The 13,027-nt window shown below is 73.9% G+C and carries 12 protein-coding genes and 1 pseudogene; 5 read left to right on the forward strand and 8 right to left on the reverse strand.

Annotation, left to right across the window (positions count from 1 at the left end; genetic code table 11):
* Positions 1-405: pseudogene (locus FVS66_RS35420) on the reverse strand (hypothetical protein); the annotation flags it as partial.
* 183 nt (positions 406-588) lie between these two features.
* Here FVS66_RS35420 and FVS66_RS09080 point away from each other — a divergent pair.
* On the forward strand, positions 589-1,791 hold the full coding sequence (locus tag FVS66_RS09080; protein ID WP_149180507.1) for an amino acid deaminase/aldolase: 1,203 nt from the start codon (positions 589-591) through the stop codon (positions 1,789-1,791).
* A gap of 13 nt (positions 1,792-1,804) precedes the next feature.
* Here FVS66_RS09080 and FVS66_RS09085 read toward each other — a convergent pair whose 3' ends face one another.
* The 4 genes from FVS66_RS09085 to FVS66_RS09100 are packed head-to-tail and all read right to left on the reverse strand — an operon-like array spanning position 1,805 to position 6,286.
* On the reverse strand, positions 1,805-2,713 hold the full coding sequence (locus tag FVS66_RS09085; protein WP_149180508.1) for a DUF2510 domain-containing protein: 909 nt from the start codon (positions 2,711-2,713) through the stop codon (positions 1,805-1,807).
* Positions 2,714-2,733: 20 nt separating this feature from the next.
* Positions 2,734-3,519, reverse strand: coding sequence for a 3-oxoacyl-ACP reductase (locus FVS66_RS09090; RefSeq protein ID WP_149180509.1), 786 nt, complete (start codon positions 3,517-3,519; stop codon positions 2,734-2,736).
* A gap of 7 nt (positions 3,520-3,526) precedes the next feature.
* Positions 3,527-4,906, reverse strand: coding sequence for an aldehyde dehydrogenase family protein (locus FVS66_RS09095; protein ID WP_187645452.1), 1,380 nt, complete (start codon positions 4,904-4,906; stop codon positions 3,527-3,529).
* A gap of 3 nt (positions 4,907-4,909) precedes the next feature.
* Complete coding sequence (locus tag FVS66_RS09100) at positions 4,910-6,286, reverse strand: glutamine synthetase family protein (protein ID WP_149180510.1); 1,377 nt, start codon at positions 6,284-6,286, stop codon at positions 4,910-4,912.
* 78 nt (positions 6,287-6,364) lie between these two features.
* Between FVS66_RS09100 and FVS66_RS09105 the strand changes: the two genes are divergently transcribed.
* The 3 genes from FVS66_RS09105 (at position 6,365) to FVS66_RS09115 (ending at position 9,393) form a co-directional block, all read left to right on the forward strand.
* Positions 6,365-7,087, forward strand: coding sequence for an FCD domain-containing protein (locus FVS66_RS09105; RefSeq protein ID WP_149180511.1), 723 nt, complete (start codon positions 6,365-6,367; stop codon positions 7,085-7,087).
* 153 nt (positions 7,088-7,240) lie between these two features.
* A complete protein-coding gene (eat, locus tag FVS66_RS09110; RefSeq protein WP_149180512.1) occupies positions 7,241-8,713 on the forward strand; it encodes an ethanolamine permease in 1,473 nt (490 codons plus the stop codon).
* Positions 8,710-9,393, forward strand: a complete 684-nt coding sequence (locus FVS66_RS09115; protein ID WP_149180513.1) for a gamma-glutamyl-gamma-aminobutyrate hydrolase family protein — start codon at positions 8,710-8,712, stop codon at positions 9,391-9,393. Before eat ends, FVS66_RS09115 begins: the two co-directional genes overlap by 4 nt.
* Positions 9,394-9,696: 303 nt before the next feature.
* Here FVS66_RS09115 and FVS66_RS09120 read toward each other — a convergent pair whose 3' ends face one another.
* Positions 9,697-10,599 (reverse strand): LysR family transcriptional regulator, encoded by a 903-nt coding sequence (locus tag FVS66_RS09120; RefSeq protein WP_149180514.1) that lies wholly within the window; start codon positions 10,597-10,599, stop codon positions 9,697-9,699.
* A gap of 70 nt (positions 10,600-10,669) precedes the next feature.
* Between FVS66_RS09120 and FVS66_RS09125 the strand changes: the two genes are divergently transcribed.
* On the forward strand, positions 10,670-11,800 hold the full coding sequence (locus tag FVS66_RS09125; RefSeq protein ID WP_149180515.1) for a C4-dicarboxylate ABC transporter: 1,131 nt from the start codon (positions 10,670-10,672) through the stop codon (positions 11,798-11,800).
* On the opposite strand, the gene FVS66_RS09130 is transcribed toward FVS66_RS09125, so the two are convergent.
* On the reverse strand, positions 11,727-12,446 hold the full coding sequence (locus FVS66_RS09130; RefSeq protein WP_187645458.1) for a helical backbone metal receptor: 720 nt from the start codon (positions 12,444-12,446) through the stop codon (positions 11,727-11,729). The genes FVS66_RS09125 and FVS66_RS09130 overlap by 74 nt on opposite strands.
* Positions 12,446-13,003, reverse strand: coding sequence for an XRE family transcriptional regulator (locus tag FVS66_RS09135; protein WP_149180517.1), 558 nt, complete (start codon positions 13,001-13,003; stop codon positions 12,446-12,448). Before FVS66_RS09135 ends, FVS66_RS09130 begins: the two co-directional genes overlap by 1 nt.
* Positions 13,004-13,027: the final 24 nt, after the last annotated feature.

Here is a 13,027-nt window from a genome sequence, read left to right on the forward strand (position 1 = left end):
AGCCGCTGCCGGGCGCGGCGGGGTAGTGGGCGTGGGGGCGCCGGGACGCGGGGCGTGCGAGGGCGCGGAGGGCGGCGCCTGCGTGTCCGGGGCGGGGGCCGTCGTACCGGTGGCGGAGTCGGCCGGTGTCGCGGGCGTCGATGTCCTCGGGGTGGGCTGCCGGGGGACGTTGGGCGTGTGCGCGGGTGCCGGGGAGTCGCCGGACCCGTCGGGCCGACGTGCGGGACCCGGAGTGGTCGTCCGCGCGGGCGGGGCAGCGGGGCCTGCGGGACGCGTGGCCGGGGGCTGAGGGGCCTGGCGGGCCGGGCGGAGGCGGGTGGTGGTCTCCGTGTCCGCCTCGGGCTCCACGGCGGGGCGCGGGGCCGGTGTGCCGGGCGGCTCCGGGCGCCGTGCCTCGGTGCTCATCCGCCCCCCTCGTCGTCGTACCTGAACCGCCGCCGGGGCAGGCCCGTTCATCAGCGTGTAGCCGTCACTCTAAAGGCTGTCGGCGCGCCCGCGGGAACGAGGCCGCAGGTCGGGGCGGATCTGACCGGAACGTCCCCTCCATGTCCCCTACCCGCCGGTAGCGCCGTCTGGCACGCTCTGGCCATGACTCCCCGTGCCGCTGACCGTGCCCGGTACGACCGGGCGACCGCCCATCTCGACGCGCCCCTCGCCGTCGTCGATCTGGGCGCCTTCGACGCCAACGCCGACGACCTCGTGGCCCGTGCCGCGGGCAAGCCGGTCCGGGTCGCGAGCAAGTCGCTGCGCTGCCGTGCGCTGCTGGAGCGGGTACTGGCGCGCCCCGGGTTCGCGGGGGTGATGTCGTTCACGCTGGAGGAGTCTCTGTGGCTCGCCCGGGCCGGGTTCGAGGACATCCTCCTGGCGTATCCGTCCGCCGATCGCGCCCGGTTCGCCGAACTCGCAGCCGACCCCGAGCTCGCCCGGGCGGTCACGGTCATGGTGGACGATCCGGCGCAGCTGGACCTCGTGGACGCCACCCGGGCCGGGGGGCGGGAGGTCGTACGTGTCTGTCTCGAGCTCGACACCTCGCTGCGGTTGCTCGGTGGGCGTGTGCGGATCGGCGCCCTCCGGTCTCCGCTGCGTGAGCCCGCTCAACTCGCCGAGCTCGCCCGCTCGGTGGTGCGGCGGCCCGGGTTCCGGCTGGTGGGGCTGATGGCGTACGAGGGGCATGTCGCCGGGGTCGGGGACACGGTCGCGGGGCGGCCGGTGCGGTCGCGGGCGGTGCGGCTGATGCAGTCCATGGCGCGGCGGGAGCTGGCGGCACGGCGGGCGGCCGTGGTCGCGGCCGTGCGGGCGGTGGCACCGGACCTGGAGTTCGTCAACGGGGGAGGCACCGGCAGCGTCCAGTACACGGCCGGTGAGGACGCCGTGACGGAGGTCGCCGCCGGGTCCGGGCTGTACGTGCCGCGGCTGTTCGACGACTACTCGTCGTTCACCGGCCGCCCCGCCGCCCTGTTCGCGCAGCCCGTGGTGCGCAGGCCCGGCGTCGGCGTGGTGACCGTGCTGGGCGGCGGCTACCCCGCGTCGGGTGCGGCCGGCCGGGACCGGCTGCCGGTGCCGTATCTGCCGGAGGGGCTGCGCTACGACCCGCAGGAGGGGCCGGGTGAGGTGCAGACGCCGCTGCTGGGGTCGGCCGCCGACGATCTCCTCATCGGCGACAAGGTGTGGTTCCGGCACGCGAAGGCGGGCGAGCTGTGCGAGCGGTTCGACCGGCTCCATCTGATCGAGGGCGATCGCACCACAGCGACCGTGCCGACCTATCGCGGCGAAGGGCGCACTTTCCTCTAGCCGTTGCCCGCCTCTAGCCGTTGCCCGGCGCCAGGCTGCTGCCCACGCCGCCGCTGGTCGAGCTGCCGATGGGGCGGATGCCCTTGGTGATCTCGTCCATGAGGGTGAGCGGCGGCGCCTCCTGCCCGGCGTCGAACGCGAACCGTACGACAACGGGATGTTCGACGCCGTTCGGCGACGGGAACACCAGGGACTGGACGTAGCCGCCGGGGCCCTTGCCGGTGGTGACCTGCCAGCGGACGAGGTAGCCGGTGCGGCCCGCGACGACTGCCTGGCGGGCGGCGACCACCTTGTGGGAGCTGATCCCGCCGTACGGCCGGTTGCCGAGGCCGTCCTCGCCGTACAGCTGCTCGGCGGCCTCGGAGATGTCCTCCTTCGCCATGGCTTCGGGCGTGGTGGCGCTGGAGGTGAGCGTGCGGGACAGGACGCGGCCGCGCTTGCAGTACCGCGTGGTGTTGGGGCACTTGTAGTCGTCGGTCATGGCCATGCCCGGCGACCGGTCGATGCCGGTGTCGGGCTTCTCCCACCCCTGGGGTACGGGCAGGGTGATGCCGTTGAGCTGGTCGACGAGGACGGAGTCGTCCTCGGCCGTTGCGGACGGCTGCGGGTCCTGGGGTTCCTCGGACGGGCTCGGGGACGCCGGGGCCGAAGCGGGCGACGCGGCCGGCTGCTTGGCGACCGGGGTCCCGTCGCCGCCCGGGCGGAGGAGGACCACGGTGGTGACGACCGCCGCCACGGCGAGTGCCGCGGCGGCGATCTGGAGCACGCGTCCGGTGCGCGGCTTCGGGGGGACGACGACCGCCGTCGGCCGGCCGCCGTCCGCCGGGCGGGTGTGGCCGGTCCATGCGGTGCCGTCCCACCAGCGCTCGACGGTCGGTACGGCGGGGTCCGGGTACCAGCCCGGCGGTGTCGTCATGCTCATGCGGTCAGACTAGTCAGCGGTCAGAGCGGCGTGACGTACGCGCCGGCGATCCCGCCGTCCACCAGGAAGTCCGTCGCGTTCACGAAGGAGGCGTCGTCGCTGGCGAGGAACGCGACCGCCGCGGCGATCTCCTCCGCCTCCGCGAACCGGCCCACCGGGACGTGTACGAGGCGGCGCGCGGCCCGCTCGGGGTCCTTGGCGAACAGCTCCCGCAGGAGCGGGGTGTTGACGGGGCCGGGGCAGAGGGCGTTGACGCGGATGCCCTCGCGGGCGAACTGCACGCCCAGTTCGCGGGACATGGCGAGGACGCCGCCCTTGGAGGCGGTGTACGAGATCTGCGAGGTGGCCGCGCCCATGATGGCCACGAAGGACGCCGTGTTGATGATGGAGCCCCTGCCCTGGCGGCGCATGTAGGGGATGGCGGCCTTGCAGCACAGGTAGACGGAGGTGAGGTTGACCTCCTGGACGCGCTTCCACGCCTCCAGGCCGGTCTCCAGGATCGAGTCGTCGTCGGGCGGTGAGATGCCCGCGTTGTTGAAGGCGACGTCGACGCTGCCGTACGTGTCGTACGCGGTCTCGAAGAGAGCCTCGACCTGGTCGGGGTCGGTGACGTCGACACGTACGAAGAGGCCCCCGACCTCGTCGGCCGCGGCCTTGCCGGCCGTCTCGTCGATGTCGGCGCACACCACGTGGGCGCCCTCGGAGGCGAGGCGGCGCGCGGTGGCGAGGCCGATGCCGCTGCCGGCCCCGGTGATGACGGCCGTACGGCCGACGAGTCGGCGGCAGATGTTCTGGTTCTCGGTCATGCGTGCGTCAGCCTTCCGTGCTGCTCGTGCTGATGAAGACGTTCTTGGTCTCGGTGAAGGCGGTGAGGGCGTCGGGGCCCAGCTCGCGGCCGACGCCGGACTGCTTGTAGCCGCCGAACGGGGTCCAGTAGCGGACGCTGGAGTGGGAGTTGACGGAGAGGTTGCCCGCCTGGACGGCCTGGGAGACCCGCAGGGCGCGGCCCACGTCGCGGGTCCAGATGGAGCCGGACAGGCCGTAGTCGGTGGCGTTGGCGAGGCGTACGGCGTCGGCCTCGTCATCGAAGGGCAGTACGGCGGCGACGGGGCCGAAGACCTCGTCGGTGGCGGCCGGCGCGTCCGGGGCGAGGCCGGTGAGGAGGGTCGGCGGGTACCAGAAGCCGGGGCCCTCGGGGGCGGTGCCGCGTACGGCGTCGGCGTCGTCGGGGACGTAGGACCGTACGCGGTCGAGCTGGGCGCGGGAGATGAGGGGGCCCATCTGGGTCCGCTCGTCGGCCGGGTCGCCGACGACGACCTTCTCGACGGCGGGGGCGAGGAGCTCCATGAACCGGTCGTACGCCGTGCGCTGGACGAGGATGCGGGTGCGGGCGCAGCAGTCCTGGCCGGAGTTGTCGAGGAACGACATGGGCGCGGCGAGGGCGGCGGCCTCGATGTCGGCGTCGGCGAAGACGATGTTGGGGTTCTTGCCGCCGAGTTCCAGGGTGACACGCTTCACGCGGTCGGCGCAGGCGGCCATGATGCCCTTGCCGACGCGGGTGGAGCCGGTGAAGACGATCTTCGCGACGCCGGGGTGCTCGACGAGGGCGGAGCCGGCGACGGGGCCTTCGCCGGGGAGTACCTGGAAGAGGTACTCGGGAAGGCCCGCCTCCAGAGCCAGCTCGGCGAGGCGGAGGGCGGTGAGCGGGGTGGTCTCGGCGGGTTTGAGGATCACCGCGTTCCCCGCCGCGAGAGCCGGGGCGGTGCCCCAGGCGGCGATCGGCATGGGGAAGTTCCAGGGGGCGATGACGCCGATCACGCCGAGCGGTTCGAGGATCGTCAGGTCGATGCCGCCGGGTACGGGGATCTGGCGGCCGGTGAGCCGCTCCACTCCCCCGGCCGCGTAGTCCAGCAGGTCGCGGACGTTGCCGGCCTCCCAGCGGGCATTGCCGACGGTGTGGCCGGCCTCGCGGACCTCCAGGAGGGCGAGCTCCTCCAGGTGGTCGTCGACGGCGGCCGCGAAGCGGCGCAGCAGCCGGGCGCGGTCGGCGGGGGCGGCGGCCGCCCAGGCGCGGCGGGCGTGGGCGGCCCGGGTGACGGCGGTGTCCACATCGGCGGCGGTGGCGGCCGGGACGGTGGCGATGACCTCTTCGGTGGCGGGGTTCAGGATGTGGAGCTCGGTGGTCAACTTCATGCCTCACATGCGTTCGAAGGAGCGGCGCAGCTCCCAGTCGGTCACGGCGGCGTCGAAGGCGGCGAGCTCGACACGCGCCATGTTGGCGTAGTGCGCGACGACCTCGTCACCGAAGGCGGCTTTCGCGAGGGCGCTGTTCTCCCACAGCTCGGCGGCCTCGCGGAGGGTGGTCGGGACGTGTTCGTAGTCGCCGGAGTAGGCGTTGCCGGCGCACGGTTCGGGGAGTTCCAGCCGGTGCTCGATGCCGTACAGGCCGGCGGCGACCAGCCCGGCGACGGCGAGATACGGGTTGACGTCGCCGCCGGGGAGGCGGTTCTCGAAGCGCGTGGACCGGCCGTGGCCGACGATCCGCAGGGCGCAGGTCCGGTTGTCATGGCCCCAGGCGACGGCGGTGGGCGCGAAGGAGCCGGGCTGGAAACGCTTGTACGAGTTGATGTTCGGGGCGTAGAGAAGGGAGAACTCGCGGAGCGCGGCCAGCTGCCCGGCGAGGAAGTGGCGCATGACGGGCGACATGGCGGCGACGCTGCCCACCGGGCCGTCGCCGGCCATGACGTTACGGCCGTCGGCGTCCTGGAGGGAGAGGTGGATGTGGCAGGAGTTGCCCTCGCGCTCGTTGTACTTCGCCATGAAGGTGAGCGAGACGCCCTCCTGGGCGGCGATCTCCTTGGCGCCGGTCTTGTAGACGGCGTGGTGGTCGCAGGTGGTGAGGGCCTCGTCGTAGCGGAACGCGATCTCGTGCTGACCGGGGTTGCACTCGCCCTTGGCGGACTCGACGGTCAGACCGGCGCCGGCCATGTCGTTGCGGATGCGGCGCAGGAGGGGTTCGACGCGGCCGGTGCCGAGGATCGAGTAGTCGACGTTGTACTGGTTGGCCGGGGTGAGGCCGCGGTAGTCGGCGTCCCAGGCCTGCTCGTAGGTGTCCTTGAAGACGATGAACTCCAGCTCCGTGCCGACATGCGCCGTATAGCCGTGCTCGGCGAGCCGCTCCAGCTGGCGGCGGAGGATCTGGCGGGGCGCGGCGACGACGGGGGCACCGTCGTGCCAGGCGAGGTCGGCGATGAGCATGGCAGTGCCGGGGTGCCAGGGGACGCGGTGGAGCGTCCCCAGGTCGGGCTGGAGGCCGAAGTCGCCGTAGCCGGTGGACCAGGAGGACATGGCGTAGCCGTCGACGGTGTTCATGTCGGTGTCGACGGCGAGCAGGTAGTTGCAGCCCTCGGTGCCGTGCTCCAGGACCTCGTCGAGGAAGAAGGGCGCGGCGAACCGCTTGCCCTGGAGGCGCCCCTGCATGTCGGGGAAGGCCAGGACGACGGTGTCGATATCGCCGCTCACGACGAGGGCGCGGAGCTCCTCGACGGAGAGTGGGGGTGTGCGGTCTGCCACGGGGTGGGTCCTCCTTGGATCAGCCGGGAGTCATAAGGTATTGCCGAGAACCATTGATTGGGAAGAGGAGACGGCCACATGGTGAAGCAGGCGTCCGACCGGTTGACGCCCGTGCTGCGGCCGGTACGGGCGGGGAGCGGGTTCGAGGAGGCTCTGGAGCAGATCCTCCAGGTGGTGCGGCTCGGCCTGGTGCCGGCCGGGGAGCGGCTGCCGGCGGAGCGGGAGCTGGCCGAGCGGATGGGGATCAGCCGGGTGACGCTGCGCGAGGTGCTCAAGGTGCTCCAGGAGCAGGGCCTGCTGGAGAGCCGGCGCGGACGGTACGGCGGAACGTTCGTGCTGCGCCGGGACCGCGAGTCCGGCGAGGCCGAGCTGCGGCGCCGGATCGCTGCGGTGGACGTGGAGGACGCGCTGCGGTTCCGGGAGGTGCTGGAGACCGGCGCGGCCGGGCTGTGTGCGGGGCAGGGGCTGGCCGGCGAGGACGCGGAGCGGCTCCGTACGGCGCTGCGGGCCACGCACGACGCGCCGCTGGACGACTACCGGCGCCAGGACACGCTGCTGCACCTGACGCTCGCCGAGCTGTCCGGCTCACCGACGCTGACCGCGCAGTACGCGGCGGTACGAGCCACGGTGAACGACCTGCTGGACTGCATCCCGCTGCTCGTACGGAACCTGGAGCACGCCCAGCATCAGCACGACGCGCTGGTGGAGGCGGTCCTGGAGGGCGACGCGGACGGGGCACGCGAGGTGGCGCGTGAGCACTGCGCGGGGACGGCGGCACTGCTGCGTGGCTTCCTGGCGTGACGGCGGGCGGCCGGTGAGCACCGCGCGGGGACGGCGCGCGGGTGGCGCGCGTACCCCGAAAGTGACGCAGGGGTCTTGCGTAACCCCCGCCACCCCGCAAAGGTATGGCTCCATTCCATTGGGCTGGACCCGAGGCGGGGAGCTGACGCTGCCATGACGCTGGAAGACACCACGGGCACCACGGCGAGTGGTGCCGCACCGACCGACGACTATCTGAAGCGCCGCGCACTGCGGCAGGGCAGCGCCGGCTGGCTGCTGCTGACCGGGCTCGGCGTCGGGTACGTCGTCTCCGGCGACTACTCCGGCTGGAACATCGGCCTCGCCGAGGGCGGCTTCGGCGGGCTGGCCATCGCGATGGTCCTGATGGGCGCGATGTACGCGTGCCTCGTGTTCGCGCTCGCCGAGCTGTCCGCGATCCTGCCCGCGGCGGGCGGCGGCTACGGTTTCGCACGGCGGGCGCTCGGCACCTGGGGCGGCTTCCTCACCGGCACCGCCATCCTCATCGAGTACATCCTGGCCCCCGCCGCGATCTCCATCTTCATCGGCGACTACATCGAGTCGCTGAAGCTGTTCGGCCTGGAGTCCGGCTGGCCGGTGTACCTGGCCTGCTTCGCGATCTTCATCGGCATCCACCTGTGGGGCGTGGGCGAGGCCCTGCGCTTCAGCCTGATCGTGACCGCCGTCGCGGTGGCGGCGCTGCTGATCTTCGCGGTGGGCGCGTTCACCGAGTTCCGGGCGGACGGCCTCAACGACATCCCGGTGGACACGACGGCCTTCGGCGCCGGCTCCTGGCTGCCGTACGGGCTGCTCGGCATCTGGGCGGCGTTCCCGTTCGGGATGTGGTTCTTCCTGGGCGTGGAAGGCGTGCCGCTCGCCGCCGAGGAGGCCAAGGACCCGGTCAGGTCGATGCCCAGGGCGATGTCCCTGTCGATGGGCGTGCTGGTGCTGCTGGCCGTGGTGACGTTCTTCGCGGCGACCGGGGCGCGGGGCGCCGCCGCCATCCAGGACGCGGGCAATCCGCTGGTCGTGGCGCTGGAGGGGGACGGCGGGACGACGGCGCTGAGCAGGTTCGTCAACTACGCGGGACTGGCCGGCCTGGTGGCGTCGTTCTTCTCGCTGATCTACGCGGGCTCGCGGCAGCTGTTCGCGCTGTCCAGAGCCGGGTACCTGCCCCGGTTCCTGTCGCTGACGAGCCGCCGCAAGTCCCCGTACCTCGGGCTGCTGATCCCGGGTGCGATCGGCTTCGCGCTGGCCGCCGGGACCGGGGACGGGGCGCGGATGCTGAACATCGCGGTGTTCGGCGCGACCATCTCGTACGCCATGATGGCGCTCTCCCACATCGTGCTGCGGCGCCGCGAGCCGCACCTGGACCGCCCTTACCGTACGCCCGGCGGGGTGCTGACCTCGTCGGTCGCCTTCGTCCTCGCGCTGTCCGCGCTGGTGGCGACGTTCCTGGTGGACCAGGAGGCCGCGCTGATGGCACTCGGCGTCTATGTGATCGCCGTCGCGTACTTCGCGTTCTACAGTCGGCACCGTCTCGTCGCGAGCGCACCCGAGGAGGAGTTCGCGGCGCTGGCGGCGGCCGAGGCCGAGCTCGACCGCGCAGGAAAGGACCGTTCCGTATGAGCAAGCCCCTCGTCGGTGTGACGACCTACCTCGACCCCGCTCGGTGGGGCGTCTGGGATCTGCCCGCCGCGCTGCTGCCCGCCGCGTACCCGCGGCTGGTGCGGGCTGCGGGTGGTATCGCCGCCATGCTGCCGCCGGACGCGCCGGACGTGGCGGCGGAGACCGTCGCCCGGCTCGACGCGCTCGTCATCGCGGGCGGCGCGGATGTGGAGCCCCTACGGTACGGGGCCGAGCCCGACCCCAGGACGGGCCCGCCCGCGCGGGACCGGGACGCGTGGGAGCTGGCCCTGCTCGACGCGGCCCTCGCGGCGGGAACCCCGGTGCTGGGCATCTGCCGCGGCATGCAGCTCCTCAACGTCGCCCTCGGCGGCACGCTCGTCCAGCACCTGGACGGGCATGTGGTGGAGCCGGGCCGCTTCAGCCACCACACGGTCAAACCGGTCCCGGACACCCGCTACGGCTCCCTGGTCCCCGAGGCGGTCCAGGTCCCCACCCACCACCACCAGGCGGTCGACCGCCTGGGCACCGCCCTCCTCCCGTCCGCGTACGCCGAGGACGGCACGGTCGAGGCGGTGGAACTGCCGGAGGAGCGGGGGTGGGTGCTGGGAGTGCAGTGGCATCCGGAGATGGGAGAGGACGCGCGGGTGATGGCGGGCCTGGTGCGGGCGGCGTCCTCCTGACGTCCGGTCGGGGCGCGCTCACGCGCTGGGCGCGTCACCGCGCCCGCTGCCGCCCGGCGGGACCTCATGGCCGTCCGGAACGCCCCCGGTCCGGGCGCGGTCCGGGTGCGGTCCGGGCGCGGTCCGGGCGCGGTCCGGGCGCGGTCCGGGCGCGGTCCGGGTGCGGTCCGGGTGCGGTCCGGGTGCGCTGCGTGCGGCGAGGCCCCCGGTCGTATCCGTTGCGGACCACCGCGGCCTGCCCCGTCCACCTGCACGCCGGAGGCGGGACGGGTCCCATGCCAGAGGGAAGGCACGCCGGTGCGGTCAGCGGGCTCTGGACATGGAGAGGAGGTCGCGGGCCGGGCCCGTGGGGCGGGGGCCCTTGGGCCAGACGGCTCGGAGGGCGCGGCGGAGGTCGACGCCGTCGAGGGGCACCTCGGTCAGGCGGCGGGACGCCAGTTCCTCGGTGACCGCCAGTTCGCTGAGGACGGCGGGTCCGGCACCACTGACCGCCGCCCCCTTCACCGCGGTGGTCGACGCGAGCTCCATCAACGGCGCCGCGAGCCCCCCGTACCCGGCGAGCGCCGAGTCGAGGACCTGCCGGGTGCCCGACCCGTACTCGCGGAGCACCAGGGGCGTCGCCGCCAGCTCGGCGGGCGTGATCGGGGCGCGGCGGCGGGCCCAGCGATGGGACGGCGCGGCGACGACCACGAGCCGGTCGTGAGCGATGACCGCGCCGGTCAGCCCCTCCGGCACGGCGAGCCCCTCCACGTACCCGAGGTCCGCCTCGCCCTCCAGCAGCCGCGCGGCCACCGCCGCCGAGTTCCCGGCGTGCAGCGACACCGCGGTGTCCGGGCGCTCCGCGCGCAGGGCGATCAGCCAGCCGGGCAGCAGGTACTCGGCGATGGTCATCGACGCGGCCACCCGCAGCCGCGAGTCCCGCCGGTCCCGCAGCGCCTGCGCACCCGCGTCGAACGCCTCCGCCGCCTCCACGACCCGCCGCGCCCAGTCCGTGACGAGCGCGCCCGCGCCGGTGAGCCGGGAGCCGCGCGGCGAGCGGTCGACGAGGGCCACGCCGAGCTGTCGTTCCATGGAGCGGATCCGGCTGCTGGCGGCGGGCTGGGAGATGCCGACTTCGCGGGCGGCCCGGCCGAGGCTGCCGTGCCGGGCCACGGCGATGAGCAGCTCCAGGGCTCCGAGATCCGGTACACGATGCGAGAGGCTCATAATCCCAGCTTATGGGGCCATAGAGGGAAGGTCCCTGGTCGGGGGTGCGCCGCGCGGTCAGGGTGGCGGCATGGCCATCCTCGTCCAGCGGCTCCCCCGCACGCCCACCACGCCCACGGCCGCCGTCCGGCACCTCGGCCCCCAGTGGTACGCAGCCGTCATGGGCACCGCGATCGTGGGCAACGCGGGTGCGGCGCTGCCACTGGACGTGCCGGGGCTGCGGACGGCCTGTACGGCGGTGTGGGCCCTGTCGCTGCTGATGCTGTCGGCCCTGCTCGCCGCCCGGGCCGCGCACTGGGCGCACCACCGGGACCAGGCGCGGGCCCACCTGCTGGACGCGGCCGTCGCGCCGTTCCACGGCTGTGCGGCCATGGCACTGGTGTCCGTCGGCGGTGGCGCGCTGCTGGTGGGCCGGGACTGGATCGGCACGGGCGCGGCGGTGGCCCTGGGCGCGGTGCTGTTCACCGTGGGGACGGCGGTCGGCCTGGCGGCGGCGGTGGCCGTCCCGTACCTGATGGTGGTGCGGCACAGGATCGAGGAGGCGTCGCCGGTGTGGCTGCTGCCGGTGGTCGCGCCGATGGTGTCGGCCGCCGTCGGCCCGCTGCTGGTGCCGTACCTGCCGGAGGGTCAGTCGCGGGGGACGCTGCTGGCGGCCTGCCACGGCATGTTCGGGCTGAGCCTGCTGGCGGCGCTGCTGATCCTGCCGCTGGTCTTCGGGCGGCTGGTGACGGGCGGCCCGCCGCCGCCGGCACTGACGCCGGCGCTGCTGCTGGTGCTGGGACCGCTGGGCCAGTCGACGACGGCGGCGAACGCCTTCGCGGACGCGGCGTCGCCGGACGTGCCGTACGCGGGTGGCCTGGCCGTGCTGTACGGGGTGCCGGTGATGGGCTTCGCGCTGCTGTGGCTGGCGCTCGCCGGTGCGCTGGTGGTGCGGGCACGGCGGCGGGGCATGTGCTTCGGGATGACGTGGTGGGCGTTCACGTTCCCGGTGGGCACATGTGTGACGGGCCTGGAGGGACTGGCGCGGCACACGGGCCTGGTGGCGCTGAGCGGAGCGGCGGTGGCGCTGTACGCCGTGCTGGTGGCGGCGTGGCTGGTGGCCGCCTCGGGGACCGTACGGGGCCTGGTCAGCGGAACGCTGCTCGCAGGGCCCGGCGGAGGATCTCCGGAGCCCGGGCGAGGGACGGGCCGTACCAGGTGAGGTGCCGCCCGTCGACGAGCGCGGCGGGCAGTCCGTCGAACGCCTCGGGCCCGTCGTCGGCGGTGAACCGGTACGGCTCGTCGGGCAGGACGACGAGGTCGGCGCCGGCGGCGCGCAGCTCGTCCAGGGGGATGCGCGGATAGCGGTCGGCATGGTCCGCGTACACGTTGGTGACGCCGAGCCGGACGAGGAGGTCGCCGGCGAAGGTGTCGCGGCCGAGGACCATCCAGGGCCGCCGCCAGACCGGTACGACGGCCTTCCGGTACGGGCCGTCCAAGGTGACCTCCGCCCAGGCCGCCTCGGCGTCGTCGAGCCACCGCGGCCGGGCGGGTACGCCGCACGCGCGCAGTACGCGGTCCAGCTCGGCCAGCGCCTGGGGCAGGTCCCGGATCTCGGTGACCAGCACCTCCGGGCCGGCGGCGCGCAGGGCGGCGAGGTCGGGCGCGCGGTTCTCCTCCTCGTTCGCGATCACGAGGTCGGGGCGCAGTCCGACGATCGCGGGGACGTCCGGGTTCTTGGTGCCGCCGATCCGGGCCACGTCGAGGCCGGCGGGGTGGGTGCACCAGTCGGTGGCACCGACGAGCACCCCGGGGGCGGTCACGGCGACGGCCTCGGTGAGGGACGGCACCAGGGACACGACGCGGATCACTGGTCGGCCGCCTCCATGTGGGGCGCCACGGCGACCACGAGCACGCGCGTGCCTGGCCCGGAGGCGCGCCAGCGGTGCCGTACGCCGCCGGACAGGTACAGGGTGTCGCCGCGCTCCAGCCGGTACGCCCGGCCCTCGGCCTCCACCTCCACGGTGCCGTCGGCGACGTACAGCAGGGCGTCGTTGCGCAGGACCAGCTCGCGTCCGGCGTCGTGCTCGCCGGTGAACTCGTCGGCGTGCATCTGGTGCTCGCCGCGCACCAGGGCGCGTACGCCGGGTGGTGCGGCCGCGTCGTCGGCGCCGGCGGCCGCCCGGACGACATCGACCGTACGGGCAGCGTCGCCGGCGTCGAGCAGTTCGACGGCGGTGGTCTTCAGCGCGTCGGCGATGCACTCCAGAGAGCGCATGCTGGGGCGGGCGCGCTCGTTCTCGATCTGGCTGAGAAAGGGCACGGACAGGCCGCTGCGCTCGGCGACGGCGGCGAGGGTCAGCGACAGCGCCCTGCGCCTTCTGCGCACGGCGTTGCCGACCCGCGGCGTTTCCTTGTCGTCCATGTCTCCGGCTCCCTCCCTTCCCCT

The organism is Streptomyces sp. TRM49041 (assembly GCF_008271805.1).
Classification (GTDB): Bacteria; Actinomycetota; Actinomycetes; order Streptomycetales; family Streptomycetaceae; genus Streptomyces.